This window comes from Streptomyces sp. KL109B (assembly GCF_030766935.1).
GTDB lineage: Bacteria > Actinomycetota > Actinomycetes > Streptomycetales > Streptomycetaceae > Streptomyces.
This window is the reverse complement of sequence record NZ_JASERL010000012.1, coordinates 168,391-190,378: the sequence shown is the minus strand read 5'-3', so window position 1 is coordinate 190,378 and position 21,988 is coordinate 168,391. Positions and strand designations below refer to the sequence as shown.

The 21,988-nt window shown below is 72.2% G+C and carries 22 protein-coding genes and 1 riboswitch; of the genes, 9 read left to right on the top strand and 13 right to left on the bottom strand.

Features of this window, described 5'->3' with window-relative positions:
• Positions 1-14 precede the first annotated feature (14 nt).
• The 4 genes from RBJ65_RS32980 to RBJ65_RS32965 all read left to right on the top strand — a co-directional run bounded on the left by RBJ65_RS32980 (position 15) and on the right by RBJ65_RS32965 (position 5,339).
• Positions 15-2,201, top strand: coding sequence for a PI-PLC domain-containing protein (locus RBJ65_RS32980; protein WP_306320244.1), 2,187 nt, complete (start codon positions 15-17; stop codon positions 2,199-2,201).
• A gap of 29 nt (positions 2,202-2,230) precedes the next feature.
• Positions 2,231-2,435: riboswitch (cobalamin riboswitch) on the top strand.
• Between the two features lie 38 nt (positions 2,436-2,473).
• Positions 2,474-3,529, top strand: coding sequence for an ABC transporter substrate-binding protein (locus RBJ65_RS32975; protein ID WP_306320245.1), 1,056 nt, complete (start codon positions 2,474-2,476; stop codon positions 3,527-3,529).
• Entirely contained in the window at positions 3,526-4,572 is a 1,047-nt protein-coding gene (locus RBJ65_RS32970; RefSeq protein WP_306320246.1) for an iron ABC transporter permease, read from the top strand. The genes RBJ65_RS32975 and RBJ65_RS32970 overlap by 4 nt, the downstream gene beginning before the upstream one ends.
• A complete protein-coding gene (locus RBJ65_RS32965) occupies positions 4,569-5,339 on the top strand; it encodes an ABC transporter ATP-binding protein (RefSeq protein WP_306320247.1) in 771 nt (256 codons plus the stop codon). Before RBJ65_RS32970 ends, RBJ65_RS32965 begins: the two co-directional genes overlap by 4 nt.
• A 19-nt stretch (positions 5,340-5,358) precedes the next feature.
• Here RBJ65_RS32965 and RBJ65_RS32960 read toward each other — a convergent pair whose 3' ends face one another.
• Entirely contained in the window at positions 5,359-5,979 is a 621-nt protein-coding gene (locus RBJ65_RS32960) for an L-threonylcarbamoyladenylate synthase (protein WP_306320248.1), read from the bottom strand.
• A gap of 158 nt (positions 5,980-6,137) precedes the next feature.
• On the opposite strand from RBJ65_RS32960, the gene RBJ65_RS32955 reads away from it, so the two are divergent.
• Positions 6,138-7,283 (top strand): hypothetical protein, encoded by a 1,146-nt coding sequence (locus RBJ65_RS32955; RefSeq protein WP_306320249.1) that lies wholly within the window; start codon positions 6,138-6,140, stop codon positions 7,281-7,283.
• Positions 7,284-7,302: 19 nt separating this feature from the next.
• Here the strand turns inward: RBJ65_RS32955 and RBJ65_RS32950 are convergent, their stop codons facing one another.
• On the bottom strand, positions 7,303-7,683 hold the full coding sequence (locus RBJ65_RS32950) for a hypothetical protein (protein ID WP_306320250.1): 381 nt from the start codon (positions 7,681-7,683) through the stop codon (positions 7,303-7,305).
• Positions 7,684-7,757: 74 nt separating this feature from the next.
• Here RBJ65_RS32950 and RBJ65_RS32945 point away from each other — a divergent pair, with 74 nt between their 5' ends.
• Positions 7,758-8,114: a DUF779 domain-containing protein gene (locus tag RBJ65_RS32945; RefSeq protein WP_306320251.1), complete on the top strand. Its 357-nt coding sequence runs from the start codon at positions 7,758-7,760 to the stop codon at positions 8,112-8,114.
• A 38-nt stretch (positions 8,115-8,152) separates the two neighbouring features.
• Complete coding sequence (locus RBJ65_RS32940; RefSeq protein WP_372341312.1) at positions 8,153-9,394, top strand: phosphodiester glycosidase family protein; 1,242 nt, start codon at positions 8,153-8,155, stop codon at positions 9,392-9,394.
• Positions 9,395-9,407: 13 nt separating this feature from the next.
• On the opposite strand, the gene RBJ65_RS32935 is transcribed toward RBJ65_RS32940, so the two are convergent.
• Positions 9,408-9,602: a hypothetical protein gene (locus RBJ65_RS32935; RefSeq protein WP_306320252.1), complete on the bottom strand. Its 195-nt coding sequence runs from the start codon at positions 9,600-9,602 to the stop codon at positions 9,408-9,410.
• A 111-nt stretch (positions 9,603-9,713) separates the two neighbouring features.
• Positions 9,714-10,583 (bottom strand): phosphatidylinositol-specific phospholipase C/glycerophosphodiester phosphodiesterase family protein, encoded by an 870-nt coding sequence (locus tag RBJ65_RS32930; protein WP_306320253.1) that lies wholly within the window; start codon positions 10,581-10,583, stop codon positions 9,714-9,716.
• Between the two features lie 197 nt (positions 10,584-10,780).
• Here RBJ65_RS32930 and RBJ65_RS32925 point away from each other — a divergent pair, with 197 nt between their 5' ends.
• Complete coding sequence (locus RBJ65_RS32925; protein ID WP_306320254.1) at positions 10,781-11,524, top strand: aminoglycoside adenylyltransferase family protein; 744 nt, start codon at positions 10,781-10,783, stop codon at positions 11,522-11,524.
• Between the two features lie 109 nt (positions 11,525-11,633).
• On the opposite strand, the gene RBJ65_RS32920 is transcribed toward RBJ65_RS32925, so the two are convergent.
• From RBJ65_RS32920 to RBJ65_RS32880, 9 genes are all read right to left on the bottom strand, one after another.
• Positions 11,634-12,287 carry an ABC transporter ATP-binding protein gene (locus tag RBJ65_RS32920; protein ID WP_306320255.1) on the bottom strand — a complete coding sequence of 218 codons (654 nt, stop codon included), beginning with the start codon at positions 12,285-12,287 and terminating at the stop codon, positions 11,634-11,636.
• Entirely contained in the window at positions 12,280-13,233 is a 954-nt protein-coding gene (locus RBJ65_RS32915; RefSeq protein ID WP_306320361.1) for an ABC transporter ATP-binding protein, read from the bottom strand. Before RBJ65_RS32915 ends, RBJ65_RS32920 begins: the two co-directional genes overlap by 8 nt.
• 77 nt (positions 13,234-13,310) lie before the next feature.
• Positions 13,311-14,183 (bottom strand): ABC transporter permease, encoded by an 873-nt coding sequence (locus RBJ65_RS32910; protein WP_306320256.1) that lies wholly within the window; start codon positions 14,181-14,183, stop codon positions 13,311-13,313.
• Positions 14,176-15,168 (bottom strand): ABC transporter permease, encoded by a 993-nt coding sequence (locus tag RBJ65_RS32905; RefSeq protein ID WP_306320257.1) that lies wholly within the window; start codon positions 15,166-15,168, stop codon positions 14,176-14,178. The genes RBJ65_RS32910 and RBJ65_RS32905 overlap by 8 nt, the downstream gene beginning before the upstream one ends.
• On the bottom strand, positions 15,165-16,751 hold the full coding sequence (locus tag RBJ65_RS32900; protein WP_306320258.1) for an ABC transporter substrate-binding protein: 1,587 nt from the start codon (positions 16,749-16,751) through the stop codon (positions 15,165-15,167). Before RBJ65_RS32900 ends, RBJ65_RS32905 begins: the two co-directional genes overlap by 4 nt.
• Positions 16,752-16,838: 87 nt before the next feature.
• On the bottom strand, positions 16,839-17,951 hold the full coding sequence (locus tag RBJ65_RS32895) for an acyl-CoA dehydrogenase family protein (protein ID WP_306320259.1): 1,113 nt from the start codon (positions 17,949-17,951) through the stop codon (positions 16,839-16,841).
• Positions 17,948-19,132, bottom strand: a complete 1,185-nt coding sequence (locus tag RBJ65_RS32890) for an acyl-CoA dehydrogenase family protein (RefSeq protein ID WP_306320260.1) — start codon at positions 19,130-19,132, stop codon at positions 17,948-17,950. Before RBJ65_RS32890 ends, RBJ65_RS32895 begins: the two co-directional genes overlap by 4 nt.
• A gap of 2 nt (positions 19,133-19,134) precedes the next feature.
• Positions 19,135-20,115 (bottom strand): NADPH:quinone oxidoreductase family protein, encoded by a 981-nt coding sequence (locus RBJ65_RS32885; RefSeq protein WP_306320261.1) that lies wholly within the window; start codon positions 20,113-20,115, stop codon positions 19,135-19,137.
• Positions 20,116-20,224: 109 nt separating this feature from the next.
• Positions 20,225-20,854: a helix-turn-helix domain-containing protein gene (locus RBJ65_RS32880; protein WP_306320262.1), complete on the bottom strand. Its 630-nt coding sequence runs from the start codon at positions 20,852-20,854 to the stop codon at positions 20,225-20,227.
• Between the two features lie 97 nt (positions 20,855-20,951).
• Between RBJ65_RS32880 and RBJ65_RS32875 the strand changes: the two genes are divergently transcribed.
• Complete coding sequence (locus tag RBJ65_RS32875; protein ID WP_306320263.1) at positions 20,952-21,932, top strand: NAD(P)/FAD-dependent oxidoreductase; 981 nt, start codon at positions 20,952-20,954, stop codon at positions 21,930-21,932.
• The last annotated feature ends 56 nt before the right edge of the window (positions 21,933-21,988 follow it).

The following is a 21,988-nucleotide window of genomic DNA, read 5'->3' as shown; positions in this document are numbered from 1 at the left end:
GTACGGTCGAAGGCATGGGGAAGGTCGCGCTCCATACGCTGGTACGCGCGGTGGCCCTCGTCGTGGCCGCCGTCGCCACGCTGACCGTGTGCGCGACGGCCACCGTCCGAGGCACCCTGCTCGACCCCGGCTTCCACGACGGCGTGCTCGACGAGCAGCACGCCTACGACCGGCTCTACAACGAGGTCCTGGTCGACCCGGAGTCCGCCCCGGTCACCCGCGCCCTGCTGGCCCGGCTCGAGGTGCCGGAGGCCCAGATCACCTCCAACATCAAGCTGGTCCTGCCGCCCGACACGCTGCGCGACCTGACGCGGCAGCAGATCCACGCCGTGGTCGGCTACTTGAACGGCGACCGCCAGGACCTGCGGCTCGTCGTCGACCTGCGGCCCGTCCTCGCCAACCTCGGCGACCTGGCACACACCTACTTCGGCGATCTCGTCGCGGGCGTGCAGCACCGCTCCGAGCCCGACTTCGGCCGGTTCCGGCAGGCGCTCACCGACGGGGTGCGCGACCTCGCCCATGGGCGCGCGCCCGAAGGGCTGCCGAAGCTGCCGCTGACGGCGGAGCAGGCGAGCCGGATCGCCGGCACACTGCTCACCCTCGTACCGGCCGGGCAGCGCGCGACGCTGCGGCCCGAGGTGGAGACGGCGCTCGCGGACGGGGACCTCGGGACCGCGCTCGCCGCCGTCGCCCCGGTCACCGTCTCGGCCGACACCCGGGGCGCCGCGGCCCAGCTGCGGCAGCTCGTGGACGGTGGCACCTGGGACCTGACCGACACCCTCAAGGCGTCCGGCAACGACCTGTCAGGGCTGCGGGAGGTGCGCCCGTACACGGCGGTCGGGCTCGGGGTGCTCGAAGTCGTCGCGGCGGGGCTGCTGTTGCTGGCGCTGACCGCGCTGTGGCTGCTCGGCCCGCGCCAGCCGGGGCGGCGGCTCGTGCTGCTCGGGGCGCCGCTCGTGGTGGGCGGGGCGCTCGCGGCGCTCGCCGCCTGGGTGACGCGGATCGTCACGGACGGGCGGCTCGTCGACCCGCCCGCGTCGTGGCCGCCGAGCCTGACCCGGCTCGTCGACGACGTGCAGGGCGCCGCCGTGAGTCATGTGACCGGGACCGCCCTGTGGGCCGCGCTCGTCCCCGTGCTCGCCGGGTCGCTGCTCGCCGGGGTCGGCCTGCTCGCCAGGTCGGGGCTCGCGGGCCGGGTCCCGAGGGTGGTGCGGCAGCGGTTCGGGTCGTCGCGGCGGGCGGTGGGGCTCGGGTTCGGGGCGGCGGGCGTGGCGGTCGCGGGGATGGTGCTGATGCCGCTTGCGGCGTCCCCTGCGGCGGCCCGGGAGTGCCAGGGCAGCACGGAGCTGTGCGACCGGCCGTACGACGAGGTGGCGTATCTGACCGCGCACAACGCGATGTCGACGACCGCCGACCACTTCATCGGCCCGCTCCAGGACCCGCGTATCACCGCGCAGTTGGACCACGGGGTGCGCGCGCTGCAGCTCGACACCTACCGGTGGGAGACGCCCGAGCAGTTCACTGAGCGCCTGGACGACTCCGACTTCACGGCGGAGCAGCAGGCGCTGGTGACCTCGGCGGTCAACCGGTTCAGCCCGCCGCGCGAGGGGCTGTGGCTGTGCCACTCGGTGTGCAGGGCCGGGGCGATCGCGCTGGTGCCGACACTGCGCGAGATCAAGGAGTGGATGGACGACCATCCGAACGACGTCCTCACCCTCATCATCCAGGACGGCATCTCCGGCGAGGACACCCAAAAGGCGTTCCGGCAGGCCGGGTTGGACGACCTGGTGCGCAGGCCGGACGCCGAGCCGGCGAAGCCGTGGCCGACGCTCGGCGAGATGATCGACAGCGGCCGCCGTCTGATGGTCTTCGCGGAGAAGGCGGACGGCCCCGCGCCCTGGTACCGGAATTTCTACCGCTACGGGATGGAGACCCCGTTCACCTTCCGCTCCCCCGACCAGATGAGCTGCGTCCCGCATCGCGGCGGCGACGACAAGCGGCTGTTCCTGATGAACCACTTCATCACCAACAACGGCGGCAGCCGCATCGACGCGGGCACGGTCAACGCCCGCCGCTTCGTCCTCGACCGGGCGGAGCGCTGCGAACGCGAGCGCGGCAGACCGGTCAACTTCGTGGCCGTGGACTACGCGACGATCGGGGACGCACGCGGCGCCGTGGACGCCCTCAACGCCCGACGCTGACCTCCGGATCCGGAGGCCGCGGGGCCCTGTGATAGTTTCGCCGAGCCAGTCGTACCTTTGTGTGTTTTTGTGCGCACACGGGTCAGGGAATCCGGTGCGAATCCGGAACTGACGCGCAGCGGTGAGGGTGACGGGCGGAGCACACTGCCACTGGGCCTGCGACACCGGGCCTGGGAAGGCGCTCCGCGCGGCCGACCCCGAGTCCGAAGACCTGCTGGCGGCCCCCGGGCGCCGCGTGGCGGCGGGGGCGGGACCGTAGGCCGGCTCCGCGTATGAGCCCTGGACGCGAAGGAAACTCCGTGCTGTTCGCACGTCAACTCCGCCGATGCATACCGCTGTTGGCGGGTGCCCTGCTGCTCACCGGGTGCGGCACCACGACCGGGGCCGCCGAGGACGACAAGGCCGGCGGTGGCGGGGTCACCCTCGACAACTGCGGCAGGAAGGTCGAGGTCGAGCACACCCCGAAGCGGGCCGTCGCCCTCGACCAGGGCTCCGCCGAGATCATGCTCTCGCTCGGCCTGGCGGACCGGATGGTGGGCACCGGCACCTGGACCGATCCGGTCCTGAAGAACCTGGCGAAGGCGAACGCGAAGGTGTCGCGCCTCGCCGACCGCTACCCGTCGTTCGAGAAGGTCCTCGGCACCGAACCCGACTTCGCCGCCGCCTCGTTCACGTACACCCTCGGCAAGGGCGGTGTGGCGTCGCGCGCGGAGTTCGAGAAGCTCGGCGTGCCCACGTACCTCTCCCCCAGCGACTGCGTCGGCAAGGACAACGGCGACGGGGACGGCGTACGGACGAAGACGCTGGGGCTCGACGCCGTGTACGGCGAGATCCGGGATCTGGCGCGCGTCTTCGACGTGGAGGAGCGCGGCGAGAAGCTGATCGACGACCTCAAGTCCCGGGTCCGTAAGGCCACTTCGGGCCTGGACGCGCACGGTGTCGACGTCGCGTACTGGTTCGCGAACTCGGACTCGCCCTATATGGCGGGCTGTTGCGGGGCTCCCGGTGTCATCACCAAGGAGACCGGGGCACGCAATGTCTTCGACGACACACGTGCCGAGTGGCCGCAGGTCAACTGGGAGACGGTCGCGGACCGCGACCCGGACGTGCTGGTCATCGGCGATCTGACGCGCCGCTCGCAGTCGGCGGAGTCGGCCGCGCAGAAGATCAGGTTCTTGGAGTCGAATCCCGTCACGAAGCACATGACGGCCGTCAAGAAGAAGCGGTACGTGCGCCTCAGCGGGCAGGCGATGAACCCGACGATCCGGACGGTCGACGGTGTGGAGCAAGTGGCGGCCGGGCTGCGCGAGTTCGGCCTCGCCCGATGACGGCCGCCTCCCTTCGCGCCTTCCCACGCTTCCGGTTCCGGGCCACCCTCGGCTGGGCGGCCGGGCTCGCCGCGCTGTGCGCCTCCGTGGCCGTCGCGATCACCATCGGGCCGGCCGAGATCCGGGTCGGCGACGTGTGGGCGGCGGTGGGCGACCGGATGGGGCTCGGCACCTCGGACCTGTCGCCGATCCGGGACGGCATCGTATGGAATCTGCGGCTGCCGCGGACGCTGCTCGCGGCGGTGTGCGGGGCCGGGCTCGCGGTGTGCGGCGCGGTGCTCCAGGCGCTGCTGCGCAATCCGCTGGCCGATCCGTTCGTGCTCGGTGTGTCGTCGGGGGCGTCGACCGGGGCGGTGCTCGTCGTGGTGCTCGGGCTCGGCGGCGGCGCCATCTCGGTGTCCGGCGGCGCGTTCGTCGGAGCGGTGTGTTCGTTCGCGCTGGTCCTCGTGCTGAGTCACACGTTGGGCGGCAGCACGGACCGGGTGGTGCTGTGCGGGGTCGCGGCGATGCAGCTGTTCTCGGCGCTGACCTCGTTCGTCGTCCTCACGTCCGCCGACGCGGAGACGACGCGCGGCGTGCTGTTCTGGCTGCTCGGCTCGCTCAGCGGCGTCGGCTGGACGGAGGTGTGGCTGTGCCTGGCCGTGCTCGTCGTGGCGCTCGTGGTGTGTCTGGCGTACGGGCGGACCCTCGACGCGTTCGCCTTCGGGGCGGAGGCCGCGGCCACGCTCGGCGTCCAGGTGGCCCGCACACGCCTGGTGCTGCTGTGTGTGACGGCGCTGCTCACGGCGGCCCTTGTGAGCGCGGCGGGGGCGATCGGCTTCGTCGGCCTGGTCCTGCCGCACGCGGCGCGAGCCCTGGTGGGTCCGGGGCACGCCCGGCTGCTGCCGGTGACGGCGCTCTCCGGGGCGGTGTTCCTGGTGTGGGTGGACACGGTGGCGCGGACGGTGCTCGAACCGCAGGAGGTTCCGGTGGGTGTGGTGACGTCGCTGATCGGTGTGCCGGCGTTCGTGCTTGTGCTGTACCGGGGACGGAGTGTGCGATGACGGCGGCGGGGCTGAGCGCGGAGCGGGTGTCGTGGTCGCCGGGCGGGGCGCTGGTCCTCGACGGGGTGAGCCTGACCCCGCGGCCGGGCACCGTCACCGGGATCCTCGGCCCCAACGGCTCGGGGAAGTCGACCCTGTTGCGGCTGCTCGCCGGTGTCCTCGCCCCGTCCACCGGCGTCGTCACCCTCGACGGCGACCCGCTGGCCTCCGTGGGCCGCAGGCAGGCCGCGCGCCGCATCGCGATGGTGCAGCAACAGTCCGACGCCCAGGTCGAGTTGACGGTCGCGGACGTCGTACGCCTGGGCCGGGTCCCGCACCGCCGCGCCTGGCAGCCGGCGTCGGCGGCGGACGAGGCGGCCGTGCGCGCCGCCCTGGAGCGCAGCGGCCTCGCCGACCGGGCGCACCGCCTGTGGCACACGCTGTCCGGCGGCGAACGCCAGCGCGTCCAGATCGCGCGCGCCCTCGCGCAGGAGCCCCGCGAGCTGCTCCTCGACGAGCCGACGAACCACCTCGACATCCAGCACCAGCTCGAACTCCTCGACCTGATCGGCACCCTGGACGTCACGAGCGTCGTCGCCCTGCACGACCTGAACCTGGCGGCCACCTACTGCGCGCGGGTCGTCGTGCTGCGCGCGGGCCGCGTGGTGGCGGCGGGCGAGCCCGGCGACGTACTGACGGAGGAACTCATCGCGGACGTCTACGGGGTGCGGGCCGAGGTCACCCTTCCGGGTACCCGCCCGCACATCCGCTATCTGGGCACCACGTAACTCATGGGCACCACATAGTTCACTCGAAGCGGTCGGTGTCCCCCGCCCCGCGCCGTACGATCTCGGCCTCGCCGCCGGAGAAGTCGATGACCGTCGTGGGCACGGTGCCGCAGTCGCCGGAGTCCACGACGGCGTCCACCTGGTGGTCGAGCCGCTCCTTGATCTCCCAGCCCTGGGTGAGCGGTTCCTCCTCGCCGGGCAGCAGCAGCGTGCTGGACAGCAGCGGTTCGCCGAGCTCGGCGAGCAGGGCCTGCGTCACGACGTGGTCGGGGATGCGCACGCCCACGGTCTTCTTCTTGGGGTGCTGGAGCTGCCGCGGCACTTCGCGCGTGGCGGGCAGGATGAACGTATAACTGCCGGGCGTGGCCGCCTTGATGGCGCGGAACACGTCGTTGTCGATCTGTACGAACCTGCCGAGCTGCGCGAAGTCCTGGCAGACGAGCGTGAAGTGGTGCCGGTCGTCGAGCTGCCTGATCTGCCGGATCCGGTCCACGCCCGCCTTGTTGCCGAGCCGGCAGCCGAGCGCGTAGCAGGAGTCCGTGGGGTAGGCGACGAGGGCGCTGTCGCGGATGCCGTCCGCGATGGCGGAGATGAGACGGGCTTGCGGGTTTGCTGGGTGCACGTCGTAGTACCTGGCCATTCGGCGAGCGTACGGGATCGAACGCGCCACGCCGGGGTACACGGAGGGCGAATCGGGCACGCACGCGCGACAATCCCGACACCGGCCCACCCTGCCCTCGCTTCAGCGCGCCCACGGACCCATACTGGTCGCGCCCCGATCACTCACAGAACGACTCCATGGCGAAGAAGAACGCAACCACGACCCCCGTCCCCGACACCGTGTGGCTCGGCCGCGGGCGCCATCTCGGGCCCGAGCCCGAGCGGGACGTCCGGCGCAACCTGATCGCCCTCAAGGCGGCGGGGGTGCTCGACGACTTCCTCGACCTCGACCCCGAGGACGCCTCGCGTTCCACGGTGCTGCACCCGCGCGAGGAGGACGCCGTACCCGGGCCCGGCGCCCGGCGGGTCTTCGAGGCGCGCTGGCGGGTGGCCGAGAACGTGACGGTGCGCGGCCAGCTCACGACGTACGACCCGGAGCCCCGCAAGCACACCGAAGGCGTCACCTGGATCCTCGCGGCGGAGGCGGAGCGGGCCTGGGAGCTGGCCTGGCCGTCGCCCGCTTCGATGTTCTGGCCGGACAGCGACCGGGTGCCGTGGGACCACGACACGGTGGCGGGCCTTCGGCTGCGCGCGCCGAACCACCTCCCGAAGGACGACGACGCGCTGCGCCGCCTCCTGAAGGACTGCTCGCGCGACAGCTGGTACGTGCAGGTCGTCATCCACGAGGCGATGACTCCGGACGCCCAGGGGCAGCGGTCCATCATGCGGCACCTGCCGCCGAGCCTGCAGCACCGGGTGATCGAGCACCGGGCGACGCCGGAGCAGGCGCAGATCGTGGACTTCGGGCTGCGCAAGGACTTCAAGGCGGGGCTGCCGCGCGGCGGGGGTGTCGTGCTGCCGACCACGCCACCGCACCCGGACTACGCGGCGGACCGTTTCACCGTGCGCAGCGTGTTCCTCGACGGCAGCGAGCCGACCGAACTCCTCGACCGGATCCGGGAGTTCACGGCCTTTCCGCGCCCGCTGACCGCCGAGGCGGAGCAGGCCCTCACGCGGCTGCGCAAGGGCTGGCACCTGCTGACGCCCGACGAGGAGCTGACGCACGCGCAGGACATGGTCACGAAGTACGCCGAGGCGCTCGACGCGATGACGCGGTCCCGGGACAGCTACCGCGAGGCGGCGGAAGCGGCGCGGGCGGCGCTCGCCGAGGCGACGGGCGGCGACGGCGTGCCGCGCCCGCCGGTGGATCCGACGGGCAAGGACGCGTCACCGTTCGGCACGCTCGGCAAGGCGTTCGGCCGCTTCAGGGGCCCGCACAAGTAGCCGCTTCGGCCGCGCGAGCTCAGCCCAGTTCCTCGTCCGCCTCGTCGGTGTCGCCCGGGTCTCCCGGGTCGGACATCCGCAGGGCGATCTCCTGGAGCAGCTCGCTGGAGCTGACGTCGCCGCGCCCCTCGTCGTGGACCTTCGCGAGCTGCGTGAAGAGGAACGCGAAGGCCTCGACGAGCGACACGCTCGCCGGCATCAGCGCGGCGATGGTGAGTTCGGCGGCCTCCTCCGCGGTGGCCCCCGAAGGGATCTCGATGGTCGGGAACACCTCCGACACGAGCCGCCCCAGTTGCGTCAGGTCGGTGTCGAGCGTCTCGCCGTCGCTGAGCCTGCGCACCATCTCGTGGGTCTCGGTGAGCACGCCGATCGCCCGCAGAATGATCTCCCTCTGTTCCATGTGCGGAGCTTATGCGCCGGGCCGGCCGCGCGTGCAACGTGGTCGCAACGTCCTGCCCGTTTGACTGGCGTGTCATGAGCGACGTACCCCGCGTGGAGCTGACGTCCGCGGCCGCCGACCTGGTGCGGCGGCTGCGCGAGGCCCACGGTCCGCTGATGTTCCACCAGTCCGGCGGCTGCTGCGACGGCAGCGCCCCGATGTGCTACCCGGAGGGCGAGTTCCGCACGGGAGGCTCCGATGTGCTGCTCGGCGAGCTCGCCGTGGAGGGGGTGGCCGAGCCCGTCTCGTTCTGGATGTCGAAGAGCCAGTACGAGGTGTGGAGTCATACGCGGCTCATCGTGGACGTCGTCGAGGGGCGCGGCAGCGGGTTCTCGCTGGAAGCACCCGAAGGCGTGCGTTTCCTGATCCGTTCCCGACTTGTCGGCACCTAGCCATCGACGCACGGCGCCACGTCTGCTGAACTCCCCGCATGCAGACGAGACTTGGCACTCTCGGTAAGAGAGGCAGAAGAACCCTCGCGGCCCTCGGGTTCGCGTCGCTGCTGGCCGGTGCCGCCCTGACGGGCGCGGCACCGGCCGGCGCCGTTTCGGGCGAGCCGGTGGCGCCCGGCGTGACGTACACCGAGTTCGACGTGCCGGCCGCCAAGGGCACCGCGCACGCCCATGTCCTCACCGTCGACCTGACCGATCCGCGCGTGCGGGTCGACCTGCTGCACCCGGGCGTGGTCGGGGCCCGCGCCACGGTCTCCGCGATGTCCGACGCGGCGGGCGCGGTCGGCGGCGTCAACGGGGACTTCTTCAACATCACGGAGAGTCAGCACCCGGGCGTCGAGGTCACCGGGGCCTCCGTGGGACCGGCGATCGCGGCCGGGCACACCCTCAAGGCGGCCGTGCCGAACGGGCAGCGCTTCGGCCCGGCCCTGCCGCCCGGCACCTCCACGCAGGACGTCCTCGGCGTCGGTGTCGACCGGCGGGCGCGGCTCGACAGCCTGGCGCTCGACGGCTCGGTCCGCACCCCGGACGACCGGATGCCGCTCGGCGGGCTCAACCAGTACGCGCTGCCGGTGGGTTCGGTCGGGGCGTTCACGAAGGACTGGGGCAGTGTGTCGCGGGTGCGGGCCACGTGCGGCACGGACACCCAGCGGGCGGCTCCGTGCAGCACGGACACGTTCGAGGTGACGGTGCGGCACGGGCGGGTGGTGTCGTCGGCCGACACTCCCGGAAGCGGACAGATAGCGGCCGGGAGCACGGTGCTTGTGGGCCGGGAGGCCGGGGCGCAGTGGCTGCGCAAGCTGTCGCCGGGTGAGCCGGTGACGGTGCATCACCGGCTGGTCGCCGCGCGCTCGGACGTTCCGTACCGCTTCGCGGTGGGCGGTTATCCGGTGCTGCGGGACGGTGCGCCGCTGCCCGGTCTGGACGCGGCGACGTCGGCGGTGCGCACGGCGGCCGGGATCGGGGACGACGGCCGTCGGCTGATCCTGCTGGCGCTCGACGGGGCCCCCGCCTATCGCACCGGCATGTCGATCGCCGAAGTGGCCGCCACGATGCGGTCGTTGGGCTCGGACGACGCGTTCAGCCTGGACGGCGGCGGTTCGTCGACGCTCGTGGCACGCCCGCCTGGCGCGGACACGGTGACCGTCCGCAACCATCCAAGTGACCCGCCGGAGCGCGCCGTCGCGAACGGCATAGGGGTGTTCTCGGCCGCGAAGTAGACCGCCGGGGTCTCTAGGGATCGAGGCTACTGACCAGGGACGCCGTGGAGTTGATGCCGTCGTGGATGGTGGGCGCGGCGTCGGTGCCCGCGAGCAGGAAGCCCAGCAGGAGACACACCAGCGCGTGCGAGAACTTCATCGCTCCGTTGCGCAGGAAGATCACCGCGACGATCACGAGCAACAGCACCACGGAAATGGACAGAGACATCGTCGAACCTCCTCCGCCACGTCAACACCGTGGCTATCGGCCGCAAGTGTGACGCAGCGGAGGGCGCCGACCGGGTCATGACCTGTCCCCCGAACGGGTGTTAACGGCCTGTCACCGGTCGCGTGTCCCGTCGTGTGTCTCCAGGAAGGCGCGCAGGCCCGCGAGGTCGTCGGTGTTGAGGTGGTCGACGTCAGCCGCCACCAACTCGGCCCATACGGCGTCCCGTTCCGGGCCCGCGACATCGGGTGTCGCCCAGAAGCGGACGCGCTGCCCGCGCTTGTGCGCGGCGCCGACGATGCCGCGCAGCCTCGCGCGCTCGGCGGCGGGCATCGGCCCGCTGCCCAGCCACGTGAAGTTGTTGGCCCAGTTGTCGCTGATGAGCGGGATGAAGGAGGCGGGCGCCGCGCTGCCGAGGTCGGTGAGGCGGCCGTCGTAGAAGGCGCTGCGTACCGTCTGCGCCTCCATGGGTGCGCGGGCGGCGCGGTCGCCGGAGACGACGGCGGTGACGGCTCCCTTGTGCACGCGTCCGCGCGAGTAAGTGGTGAAGAGGTGGCCGTAGCGGCGCAGTTGGCGGTCGAGTTCCTGGTACGTCGCCGCGCCGTCGGTCTTGATGTCGACGAGGAGTTGGAGCGGGGTGCGCCAGCCCCGGTACACCGAGCCGTGGTTGGCCCTCACGAGGGCGGCGAGCGGGTCGAGGTAGAGGGAGGTCAGGGTCCGGGAGGGGTCGAGGTCGACGGGGTCGTGGGCGACGAGCAGGTCACCGTTCACGAGGTAGATGTCGGCCTCGACGCTGTTGAACCGCTGGTCGAGCGCGTCGAACAGGGGCCGTGGGTGTTCGTAGTCGTTGTGGGCGTGGGCGCGCCGCAGCGGTCCCGGGCCGCGCTTGGCGCCGCCCGCGTGGGCCACCTGTGGCGCGGCGAGACCGGCGGCGAGCGCCGCGGCGAGGGTTCCAAGGGCTCTACGGCGGGTGGTGCGGGCCATGTGTGCCTCCCGTGGTGGGCCGGTGGGACACGGCGAGTATGCGGGGCGGAGCGGGTGGATCGGCAGATGTGGGACGGGAGTTGGCGTGATGGCCGCCCCTGGTTCACCGCGGGGCCGTGCCGCGCGTGGTGCATGATGAAAGATCACGTAGCCGAGAGACATCGAGGGATGTCAAGGGATATCGGGAGGAGTCGGCTGTGCGTCAGGTGGGGTCCGTGGTGGAGGTGCTGCGCGCGGTGCTCGGTGGCGAGTTGACCGCCGCGTACCTCTATGGCTCGGCGGTGTCGTCCGGTGGCCTCCGCCCGCACAGTGACGTGGACGTCTTCGCGGTGACGGACGGGCCCACGACGCACGGACAGCGCGCCCGCCTCGTCGCCTCGCTCATGGAACTGTCGGGTGGCGGTGAGGCCCGCCCGGTGGAGCTGACGCTCGTCCGGCTCGCGGACGTCCGCCCTTGGCGGTACCCGCCGGTGTGCGAGTTCCAGTACGGGGAGTGGCTGCGGGACGCGTACGAGCGGGGCGAGACACCGGAGCCCGGGACGGACCCGGACCTGGCGCTGCTCATCACGATGGTGCGGCAGGGCGGGGTCGCCCTGTACGGGCCGTCCGCCACGGAGCTGCTGGACCCGGTTCCGGAGGCCGATGTGCGGCGCGCGACGGTGGCCGGGATCCCGGAGCTGCTGGCCGAGTTGGAGTCGGACACCCGCAATGTGGTCCTGACGCTGGCCCGTATCTGGGCCACGCTCGCGACCGGCGAGATCCTGTCGAAGGACGCGGCGGCGGACTGGGCGCTGGCCCGGCTCCCGGACGGGGAGCGTGGGGTGTTGGCGCACGCGCGGGCGGTGTATCTGGGCGAGGCGGAGGAGGAGTGGGGGCCGTTGCGGCCGCTGCTGCGGTCGCAGGCGGAGGCGTTGGTGGCGGAGATCGGGCGGCCGGCGTGACAGCCCTCCGGCGGCCGCGCCGCCATCCGCACCCGCATCCGCATCCGCATCCGCACCCGCACCCGCACCCGCACCGGCACCCGCACCCGCACCCGCACCCGCACCGGGGCTACGCCCCCACCAACTCCCCCCACTCCACCGTCCGCCCGCACCACCGTTCAAGCAGCACCCGGTCGTGCCCCACGGCCAGCAGCCCCGCCCCGGTCTCCCGCCGGTAGTCCTCGACCACGCCCACCAGCGCGGCCGTGGTCGACGCGTCGAGCATGGCGGTCATCTCGTCGCAGATCAGCCAGCGGGGGCGCAGGGTGAGGGCGCGGGCGACGCAGGCGCGTTGCAGCTGGCCGTCGCTGACCTCGTGGGGGCGGCGGGTCAGGAGGTCGGTGGACAGGCCGACCGCCTCCGCCAACTCCCTTACCCGATCCGCGTGTTCGGCCCCCGTCGCGCGCAGCGGCTCCGCGATCAGGTCGGACAGGCGCAGGCGGGGGTCGGCGGAGAGTCGGGGCTGCTGGAAGACGACGCCGAACGCGGTGCGCTGGGCGCGCGGCGCGCGGTGGCGCCAGCCGCGGGCCGGTTCGCCGTCGATGACGACGCTCCCCGCGTCCGGGGTGTGCAGCAGCGCCGCGACGCGGGCGAGGGTCGACTTGCCGCAGCCGCTGGGGCCGAGGAGTCCGACGCTGTCGCCGGGGCGCAGGGTGAGCGTCACGTCACGGAGGACCGGGGTTCGGCGGTCGTAGCCCGCCGTGATGGAGCGCAGTTCAAGCACGGGTGGCCTCCTCGTACGACTCGTACGACTCGTACGACTCGTACGACTCGTGGGCCGGCACAGGGTGGTGGCAGGCCACGCCCTCCGCGAGTTCCGGCAGCCGCGCGCACGTCTCGTCGGCGCGCGCGCAGCGGGCGGCGAACGCGCAGCCTTCGGGGAGCGCGCCCAGCTCCGGCGGCATGCCGGGGATCGGCGTGAACTCGCGGTCGGGCAAGGCGTTCAGGAGGCCGCGGGCGTACGGGTGACGGGGGCCGGGTGTCCCGAAGAAGTCCTGGGCGTCGGCGAGTTCGACGACGCGGCTCGCGTACATCACCGCCACCCGGTCCGCGATCCGCTCCGCCGCGGCGAGGTCGTGCGTGATGAGGAGGAGCGCGCGGTCGGTGCCGATGTGCCGGCGCAGTTCGTCGACGGTGCGCTCGACGAGGTCCCGGTCGAGTCCCGTGGTGGGCTCGTCGGCGAGGAGCAGCGGGGCGTCGCCGACGAGGGCGAGCGCGGTCGCGGCGCGCTGCGCGAGGCCGCCGGAGAGCTCGTGGGGGTGGCGGTCGAGGTGGTCGAGGGGGAAGGCGGCCCGTGCGGCGGCCTCCTCCACGGCCGCCACGAGGCGCGGGCCCCTGCGGGGCGCGCCGGTCAACTTCCGCAGGGTCTCGGCCAGTTGTGAGCGGACGGTGCGGACCGGGGTGAGGTGTGCGGCGGGGCTCTGCGGTACGAGGCCGATGCGGCGACCTCGTACCGTGCGTGCGAGGGTCGCCTCGTCGGCCGTCATCAGGTCGGTCTCGCCGAGGCGCGCCGCGCCCGCCGTCTCCGCGTTCCCGGGCAGCAGTCCCAGGAGCGCGGAGGCGAGCACCGACTTGCCGCAGCCGCTCTCGCCGACGAGCGCGAGGCACTCCCCCGCCCGCAGTTCGAAGGTGGCGCCGCTGACGGCCCGTATGTACGCGCCGTCGCGCATCCGGAACCGTACGGACAGGCCGTCCACCGAAAGCACCGTGGTCGCCGTGGTCGCCGTGGAAGCCGTGGAAGCCGTGGTCACAGGGTCAGCTCCGATCGGCGGCGGGGGTTGAGGCGTTCGCGCCAGGCGCCCGCGAGGCCCGCGATCGCCAGGGTCGGCACGATGATGAACAGGCCGGGGAAGAGGGTCGGCCACCAGTCGCCCGCGAGCAGCGAGCCGCGTGCCGTCTGCACGAGCGTGCCGAGGCTGGCCTGGTGAGTGGGGAGGCCGAGACCCAGGAAGGACAGGGCGGACTCGTGCCAGATGGCGTGCGGGACCATGAGGACGGCGGCGAGCGCGGCCTGCGGCAGCACGCCGGGCAGCAGGTGCCGGGCCGTGACCCGCCAACGTGAGGCGCCGCCGGAGATCGCCGCGTCGACGTAAGGGCGCGAGCGCAGCGACAGCACTTCGGCGCGCACGATGCGGGCGGTCGACAGCCAGTGCGTCAGGCCGACCGAGATCACGACGGGCCAGACGCCCGGCCTGAACATCGCCACGATGAAGATGCCGAGCAGCAGGTGCGGCACCGAGGAGAAGGTGTCCACGACGCGCATCACGCCCCTGTCCACCCAGCCGCCGAGCGCGCCCGCGAGCGCGCCCACAGCCGTGCCGATGACGGTCGCGACGACGGCCGCCACCACGCCGACGAGCAGCGAGACCCGCAGCCCGTACACGCAGCGCAGCAGCAGATCGCGGCCGACGTCGTCGGTGCCGAACGGGTGTGCCCAGGACGGTGGTTGGAGCTTCGACGCCAGGTCGACGGCCTGTTGGTCGAGGTTCGTGAGCGGCGGCACGAGCAGCACGGCGAGGACCACCACCGACACGATCAGCGCCGACGTACGTATCCGCCACGCGCGCGTGGAGCGGCGCCGCACCCCATGGGCGCGCCATTGCAGGACGTGCTCAGCCATCGAAGCCCACCCTCGGATCGGCGATGCCGTACAGGAGGTCGGCGGCCCAGTTTCCGGCGAGGACGGCGAGGGTCGCGAGGACGGTGACGGCGGCGAGCAGCGGGAAGTCGACGGACGTGGCGGCCTGGACGGTCGCGGCGGCGATGCCCGGCCAGCTGAACACGGTCTCCACGAGCAGTGCCCCGGTGATGAGTTCGGGCACGCGCGAGCCGATGAGCGTGAGCACGGGCAGCGTGCCCGAGCGCAGGGCGTGCCCGAACAGGACGGTGCGCGGGGAGAGTCCGCGGGCCCGTGCGCCGCGCACGGGGTCCTCGTCGAGCGCGTCGCCGACGCCCTGACGTACGTACAGGACGAACCACGGCAGCTGCGAGATCGCCAATACGGCGGCGGGCAGCGCCAGATGGGACAGGACCTGTCCGGCGGTGACCGTCGACGAGCCGGTGTCGGTGAGTCCGCCGGCCGGAAGCACGCCGAGCTTCAGCGCGAACAGCCACACGGCGAGCAGGCCGAGCCAGAACGGCGGCGCGGCTTCCAGCGTGTACGCGAGGGAGGTGACGGCCCGGTCGAACCAGCCGCCCTGGCGGCGCGCGGCCAGCACCCCGAGGAGGGTGCCGAGCGCGATCGCGGCGAGGAACGCGGTGGCGGCCAGCAGGACGGACCAGCCGAGGCGTTCGCCGATGACCTGCGCGACCGGCTGCCGCATGACGGCGGAGTCGCCGAGGTCGCCGGTCAGCGCCGACGTCAGCCAGTGCCACCAGCGGGTGAAGAGGGGCTGGTCGACGCCGAGGTTGGCGCGCAGCTGGTCCAGGTTCTCCTGGGACGCGGTGAGGCCCGCCGTGCCCGCGTAGGCCTTGACCGGGTCGAAGGGGGACGCCGCGGCGATCGCGAAGACGCCGAAGGTGACGGCGGCCAGGACGGGCACGGCGAAGGCGATCCGCCGGCCCGTCAGGCGCGCCATCGGCCCCCAGGGGAGCCGCTTGCTCATGCCTTCCAGTCCTCCACGTTCCACCAGGGTCCGGAGGCGAGCCCGTGGTCGTGCGGCTCGACCTGTGTGGTCAGGTCGCCGAACTTCTTGTCGACCACGTAGAGGTGGTCGATGTGGGTGAGGAAGGTGTAGCCGGGGTCCTTCACCAGCTCGCGCTGGATCGTGTCGTACGCGGCCTTCCGCTTCGCCTTGTCGTCGGTGCGGCGGGCGTCCTCCAGGGCGGCGTCGACCTTCTTGTTGTCGTAGTGCGCCATGTTGTTGAAGCCGTCGCCCGCGAGCGAGGACTTGAGCATCATGTACTGGTCGAAGTCCGGGTCGGCGGGTGCGCCGCCGCCCGCGAGGACCGCGTCCTTGGGCATGCGCGGCATGATGACCTCCCAGGTGCCGCTCTCCACCTTGACGTCGATGCCGAGCTTCTTGGCGTCGGAGGCGTAGGCGAGGGCGTGGTCCTGGCGGAGCTTGTCGCCGGTGAGGTACCAGAGCGGGAAGGCGGCGCGCACGCCGTCCTTGCGCCGGATTCCGTCGGCGCCTGCCTTCCAACCGGCCTTGTCCAGCAGCTTCTTGGCCTTGGTGAGGTCGTGCTCGCGCTCGGTGCCCTTGGTGAACCAGGGGCTGTCGGTGGGCACCGGGCCGTACGCCGCCTTGCCCGCGCCCTCCAGGATCTGGTCGACCATGGCCTTACGGTCCACGCCGATGTCGAGGGCGCGGCGGATGTCGTTGTCGCCCGTGACCTTGTTGCCGGTCGGCAGGGTGACGACGCGGTAGTCGAAGGAGTTCGCCGCGTACGTCCGCTTCGCCGTGTCGGACTTGAAGGTCCCCGCGAGGTTGGGCGGCAGGATGGCGCCGTCGAGGTCGCCGGAGCGCAGCCGGGTGGCGCGCACGTCGTCGTCCTTGATGATCGCCATGGTGAAGTTCTTGATCTTCGGCGCGCCGCCCCAGTAGTCGGGGTTGGCCTTGAAGACGAGCTTCTCGCCCTTGGACCACTTGACCAGCTCGTACGGTCCTGTGCCGATGGGCTTGGTGGTGAACCGGCCGTTGTTCACGTCCTGTGCGCCCGCGACGTGCTCGGGGGCGATGGGCAGGACGGTGCGCTCGGCGAACGGCGCGTAGGGGTACTTGAGGTGGAAGACGACGGTGTCGTCGCCCTTCGCCTCGACGTCCTTCACCGCGTCCAGTTCGGTCTTGGACGCGTTGTTCGTCTTCTTGTCGAGGATGGTGTCGTACGTGAAGACGACGTCCTTGGACGTGAACGGCTTGCCGTCGCTGAACTTCACGCCGTCGCGCAGCTTGTACGTGTACGTGCGGCCGTCGTCGCTCACCTTCGGCAGCTCGGCGGCGAGCGCGGGCTTGAGCTTCATGTCGGCGTCGTGCGTGAGCAGCCCGTCGAAGATTTTCGAGTTGCCGTCCTTGCCGTAGCCGAGGAGGGGGCTGAGGCTGTCGGGCTCGTACGCGATGCCGACGACGGCGCTGCCGCTGCCGCCACCGCTCTTGGCATCGTCGTTCGGCGCCGCGCAGGCGGCCGCGGTCACCGCCAGTGCGGTGACCGCGGCCCCTGTTGTCGCGATCCGTGCCGGCCTGGCCACGCTCCCCACCCCTATTCAAGATCAGCCGTTATTGCGAACGGGTCGCAATAATGCCATCTCGTCAAGGAGAGGTAAAACGAGGGGCCGTCACGGAGCGCGCAGGTCGACCAGTTCGGCCAGCTCCTCCCGGTGCCGGCCCGCCGTGCCGAGCGCGATGGAGTCCGCCTTGGCGCGCTTGAGGTACAGGTGGATCGGGTGCTCCCACGTCATGCCGATGCCGCCGTGCAGCTGCAGCGCCTCCTCGGCGGCGTGCACCGCGACGGGCGCCGCGTACGCCTGGGCGACGGCGACGGCGATGTCCGCATCCTCACTTCCGCTCGCGAGCGCGTCGGCGGCGTTGCGGGCGGCGGCGCGGGTGTTGACCGTCTCCAGCCACAGCTGGGCGAGCCGGTGCTTGAGCGCCTGGAAGGAGCCGACGGGCCGGTTGAACTGGTTGCGCTCCTTCGTGTAGCGCACGGTCTCCGTCAACAGCCAGTCGGCGAGCCCCAGTTGCTCCGACACCAGGAGTCCGGCGCCGGACCGCAGCGCACGGCGCACGGGCGTCGCCGCGCTGTCGCTCAGCTGCCTGCCGGTGGCGCCCGCGAACGTCACGGCGGCCAGCGGGCGTGTGCGGTCGAGCGAGATCTGCGGTTCGACGGTGACACCTTCGGCGGCGGCGTCGACCGCGAACAGGCCGCTCGCGGTGGGCACCAGGAACACGTCCGCGGCGCCCGCGTCCGCGACTCCGGTGACGCGGCCGGTCAGCGCCCCGCCCTCCGCTCGTACGTCCCTGAAGTCCTGCCCCGCCGTCGCCGACAGCGGCACCGTGAGCGCGCCGATGGTGCGGCCGGAGGCGAGGGACGCGAGGAGTGCGGCGGCCTCGTCGCCCTCGCAGGCGAGCAGGGCCTCCGTGGCGATGACGGCGCTCGTCAGGTACGGGACCGGGGCGACGGCGCGCCCCAACTCCTCGATGACGACGGCCGCTTCGCGGTGCGAGGCGCCCTGGCCGCCGCGCTCCTCCGGGACCAGCAGCCCCGCGAGGCCCATCGTCTCGGCGAGGTTCTTCCACAGTTCGCGGTCGTGCGGCGCGTCCGTGTCGACGCGGGCCAGGACCTCGGTGGCGTCGCAGTGGTCGGTGAGCAGATCGCGGACCGCCGAGCGGAGCGCTTCCTCCTCCTCGGAGTAGAGGAGGTCGGGCTCGGTGCTGGGGGTGGTGGTCATCGGGCGAGGTCCTTCCAGGCGACGTCCTTGTCTGTGCGCGGCTCGGACGGCAGGCCCAACACGCGCTCGGCGACGATGTTCAGCAGGACCTCGCTCGTCCCGCCCTCGATGCTGTTGCCCTTGGCGCGCAGATAGCGGTAGCCCGCCTCGCGCCCGGCGAAGTCGACGATGTCGGGCCTGCGCAGGGTCCAGTCGTCGTACAACAGGCCCTCCTCGCCGAGGAGTTCGACCTCCAGGCCGCTGATCTCCTGGTTGAGGCGGGCGAAGCCGAGCTTCATGCCGGCGCCCTCGGGACCCGGGTGTCCGGCGACGAGCTGCTGGCGCAGGCGTTCACTGGTGAGGCGGGCGACCTCGGCGTCGACCCACAGCTTGACGAGGCGCTGGTGCAGGTCGTGGGTGCGCAGCTCGGGGCGCTCGCGCCAGGTCTTGGCGACGATGCCGACGAGCCCGCCCTCGCGCGGCACACGCATGCCGCCGATGGAGACGCGCTCGTTGTTGAGGGTGGTCTGGGCGACCCGCCAGCCGTCGCCGACCTCGCCGAGGCGGTGCGCGTCGGGGATCCGGACGTCGGAGAGGAACACCTCGTTGAACTCGGCCTCGCCGGTGATCTGGCGCAGCGGCCGCACCTCGACGCCGGGGTCCGTCATGTCGCACACGAAGTACGTCATGCCCTTGTGCTTGGGGACGTCCGGGTCGGTGCGGGTGACGAGGATGGCGAAGCGGGCGTTGTGGGCGTTGGACGTCCACACCTTCTGGCCGTTGACGATCCAGTCGTCGCCGTCGCGGACGGCGCGGGTGCCGAGCGCGGCGAGGTCGGACCCGGCGCCGGGCTCGCTGAACAGCTGGCACCAGACCTCCTCGCCGAGCCACAGCGGCTTCAGAAAGCGCTGCTTCTGTTCGTCGGTGCCGTAGCGGAGGATGGTGGGGGCGGCCATGCCGAGGCCGATGCCGTTGCGCCGTGGGCGGTTGTCCGGGGCACCCGCCGCCTCCAACTCGGCCTCGACGACGGCCTGGAGGGCGCGCGGCGCGTCCAGCCCGCCAAGGCCCTCCGGGTAGTGCACCCAGGCGAGCCCGGCGTCGAAGCGGGCGCTGAGGAAGTCCTCGCGGGAGGTGCTCGCGACGGGGTGCGCGGCGAGGAACTCCTGTGTACGGGAGCGCAGTTGGGCTGCATCGACGGTCATTCTCAGGCTCCTTCCGTACGGGCGTTCAGCCCCGGCACCACCACGACGCGGCCCGTCGTGATGCCGTCGGCGACGCGCTGCACGGCGGACGCCGCGTCGCTCAGGTCGACGCGCTCGCTGACGAGGGGCTTGATGGCGCCGCTCGCGGCAAGCTCGGTGAGCTTCTGGTGGCAGTGCGGGATCAGCTTCGGGTTCTTGGTGGCGTACAGGCCCCAGTGCAGCCCGACGATCGAGTAGTTCTTCACGAGCGCGTGGTTGAGCGCGGCGGTCGGGATGGCGCCGGAGGCGAAGCCGATGACGAGGATGCGGCCCTCGAAGGCGACGACCTTCGTGGACTGCCGGTACGCGTCGCCGCCCACCGGGTCGTAGATGACATCGGCGCCGCGCCCGCCGGTGGCCTCCTTCACGGCGGCGATGACATCCTCGGCGCGCCGGTCGATCACGACGTCACAGCCCAACTCGGCGGCGACCTTCGCCTTCTCGGGCCCGCCGACGACGCCGATGACCTTGGCGCCCGCCGCCTTGCCGAGCTGCACGGCGGCGCTGCCGACCCCGCCCGCGGCGGCGTGCACGAGCAGCGTCTCGCCCGCCTGGAGGCGGGCGCGCTGGTGCAGGCCGAACCAGCCCGTCTGGTAGCCGATGTGCATCGCGGCGACCTCGGCGTCGTCGAGGGACTCCGGGGCCGGCAGCAGGCTGCGCTCGTCGGCGACGGTGTACTCGGCGAGTCCGCCGCGCGGCAGCACGGGGTTGGCGATGACCCGGCGGCCGTCCGCGGTCTCGCCGCAGATCTCCACGCCCGGCGTGAACGGCAGCGGGGGCGTGACCTGGTACTGCCCCTTGCACAGCAGCGCGTCCGGGAAGTTGATGTTGGCGGCGCGCACCTTGAGCAGAACCTGCCCCTCGCCGGGCACGGGGCGCTCGACCTCTTCGAGGCGCATCACCTCGCTCGGCTCGCCGTTCTCGTGCACTTGCCATGCCTGCATGCGGAGCCTCCACGGGGCTGCTCGGGCCTGCTTCGTCAAACCGGGTTCGGCCGCATACTAAGCGGTCGCTTGCCGATCTGTGAATGCCCTGGAGGCGGTCGATCGGCGGTCACTCCTCCTTCTTCTTGCGCGCGGGCCGCGCCCGCACGTGCATGCGCTCGCCCTGCGGACCGAACAGCACCAGGAACTCGGCGGGCCCCTCCCCCGTCGACCCGAACCAGTGCGGCACGCGCGTGTCGAACTCGACGACCTCGCCCGGCTCCAGGATCACGTCGTGCTCACCGAGGACGAGCCGCAGCTTTCCGGAGAGCATGTACATCCACTCGTAGCCCTCGTGCGTCTTCTGGTCCGGCTCGATCCGGCGCTGCGGTTCGATCACCTTGTACGCCTGGAGCCCACCGGGCTTGCGGGTCAGCGGGATCATGGTCCGCCCGCCGCGCACGATCGGCTTCGCCTGCACCCGGGGGTCGTCGACCGGCGGCGCGCCGACCAGTTCGTCCAGGGGGACCTTGTGCGCGCGGGCGATGGGCAGCAGCAGTTCCAGGCTGGGTTTGCGCAGGCCCGACTCCAGGCGGGAGAGCGTGCTCACGGAGATGCCTGTGGTCTCGGAGAGTCCGGACAGGGTGGCGCCGCGCTCCTTGCGCAGCGCGCGCAGACGGGGCCCGACCCCGGACAGGACGGCGTCCGTGCTCGCCTCGGGGTGCTCTTCTTCGCCGTGCGGATGACCTTGCCGATTCATGGTTCCATTGCAGTTTCGGCAAGCTCGTTTGTCAATCCCGCAGGGTCGGGTGCACCTTCGAGAGCACAGAGCGGACTTCGAGTGCGAGGTGGTCACCATGCAGACTCCGGTACAGATCAAGCGGAACGCGTACGACGTCGTGGTCGTCGGCGGTGGGACGGCGGGCCTGACGGCCGCGCTGATCCTGGGCCGCTCGCTCCGCTCGGTCCTCGTGGTCGACGCGGGCGAGCCGCGCAACGCGCCCGCCGCGCACATGCACGGCTTCCCTTCGCGGGACGGGATGCCGCCCGCCGAGTTCCTGTCCCAGGTGCGGCGCGAGGTCACCTCGTACGGCGTCGAGCTGGTACGAGGCCGGGTGACGGCGGTCGAGCCCGACGGGGCCGGGGAGTTCGAGGTGACGCTGGCGGAGGGTGACGGCCGGGTGCACGCGCGGCGCCTGATCGTCGCCACCGGCCTGGTCGACGAGCTGCCCGACGTCCCCGGCCTCGCCGAGCGCTGGGGGAACGACGTGATCCACTGCCCGTTCTGCCACGGCTACGAGGTACGGGACCAGCCCATCGGCGTGCTCTACCGCAAGGCCGCCGGCATCCACCAGGCACTCCTCTTCAGCGCGCTCTCCTCCGACGTGATGCTGTTCCTGAACGGCGCGGACGAGGTCGAACTCCCGGACGAGCACTGGCAGTTGCTCGCGGCGGCCGGGGTGAGCGTGGTGAGCGGAGAGGTCGACGGGGTCGAGGTGACGGACGACCGGTTGTCCGCGGTGCGGCTCGAAGGTGGGCGGGTGCTCCCCCGGTCGGTCGTGGTCGTGCCGACCGTGATGGTGCCGCGCGATTCGTTGCTGGGCGCGCTCGGGGCCCGGACGAAGGAGACTCCGGCGGGGCCGTTCGTGGAGGTGGATCCGACCGGGATGACCAGTGTGCCGGGGGTGTGGGCGGTGGGGAACGCGGCCGGGCCCGCGGAGCAGGTGGTCAACGCGGCGAGCGCGGGCTACCGGGCGGGGGTCACGATCCACGCGCAGTTGCTCCACGCCGACCTGGAGCGGGAGGCGGTCGATCTTTCCAGCCCCGCCGGCGTTTGAGGCGCGGGGTCCGGGGCAGAGCCCCGGCCTTCGGGCCCCACCAACACCCGGCGAGT

Bases quoted from the DNA above. Each gene is read 5' to 3' on its own strand.
- RBJ65_RS32980 (WP_306320244.1), top strand. From the start codon at position 15: ATGGGGAAGGTCGCGCTCCATACGCTGGTACGCGCGGTGGCCCTCGTC.
- RBJ65_RS32975 (WP_306320245.1), top strand. From the start codon at position 2,474: ATGAGCCCTGGACGCGAAGGAAACTCCGTGCTGTTCGCACGTCAACTC.
- RBJ65_RS32970 (WP_306320246.1), top strand. From the start codon at position 3,526: ATGACGGCCGCCTCCCTTCGCGCCTTCCCACGCTTCCGGTTCCGGGCC.
- RBJ65_RS32965 (WP_306320247.1), top strand. From the start codon at position 4,569: ATGACGGCGGCGGGGCTGAGCGCGGAGCGGGTGTCGTGGTCGCCGGGC.
- RBJ65_RS32960 (WP_306320248.1), bottom strand. From the start codon at position 5,979: ATGGCCAGGTACTACGACGTGCACCCAGCAAACCCGCAAGCCCGTCTC.
- RBJ65_RS32955 (WP_306320249.1), top strand. From the start codon at position 6,138: ATGGCGAAGAAGAACGCAACCACGACCCCCGTCCCCGACACCGTGTGG.
- RBJ65_RS32950 (WP_306320250.1), bottom strand. From the start codon at position 7,683: ATGGAACAGAGGGAGATCATTCTGCGGGCGATCGGCGTGCTCACCGAG.
- RBJ65_RS32945 (WP_306320251.1), top strand. From the start codon at position 7,758: ATGAGCGACGTACCCCGCGTGGAGCTGACGTCCGCGGCCGCCGACCTG.
- RBJ65_RS32940 (WP_372341312.1), top strand. From the start codon at position 8,153: ATGCAGACGAGACTTGGCACTCTCGGTAAGAGAGGCAGAAGAACCCTC.
- RBJ65_RS32935 (WP_306320252.1), bottom strand. From the start codon at position 9,602: ATGTCTCTGTCCATTTCCGTGGTGCTGTTGCTCGTGATCGTCGCGGTG.
- RBJ65_RS32930 (WP_306320253.1), bottom strand. From the start codon at position 10,583: ATGGCCCGCACCACCCGCCGTAGAGCCCTTGGAACCCTCGCCGCGGCG.
- RBJ65_RS32915 (WP_306320361.1), bottom strand. From the start codon at position 13,233: ATGCGCGACGGCGCGTACATACGGGCCGTCAGCGGCGCCACCTTCGAA.
- RBJ65_RS32910 (WP_306320256.1), bottom strand. From the start codon at position 14,183: ATGGCTGAGCACGTCCTGCAATGGCGCGCCCATGGGGTGCGGCGCCGC.
- RBJ65_RS32905 (WP_306320257.1), bottom strand. From the start codon at position 15,168: ATGAGCAAGCGGCTCCCCTGGGGGCCGATGGCGCGCCTGACGGGCCGG.
- RBJ65_RS32895 (WP_306320259.1), bottom strand. From the start codon at position 17,951: ATGACCACCACCCCCAGCACCGAGCCCGACCTCCTCTACTCCGAGGAG.
- RBJ65_RS32890 (WP_306320260.1), bottom strand. From the start codon at position 19,132: ATGACCGTCGATGCAGCCCAACTGCGCTCCCGTACACAGGAGTTCCTC.
- RBJ65_RS32885 (WP_306320261.1), bottom strand. From the start codon at position 20,115: ATGCAGGCATGGCAAGTGCACGAGAACGGCGAGCCGAGCGAGGTGATG.
- RBJ65_RS32880 (WP_306320262.1), bottom strand. From the start codon at position 20,854: ATGAATCGGCAAGGTCATCCGCACGGCGAAGAAGAGCACCCCGAGGCG.
- RBJ65_RS32875 (WP_306320263.1), top strand. From the start codon at position 20,952: ATGCAGACTCCGGTACAGATCAAGCGGAACGCGTACGACGTCGTGGTC.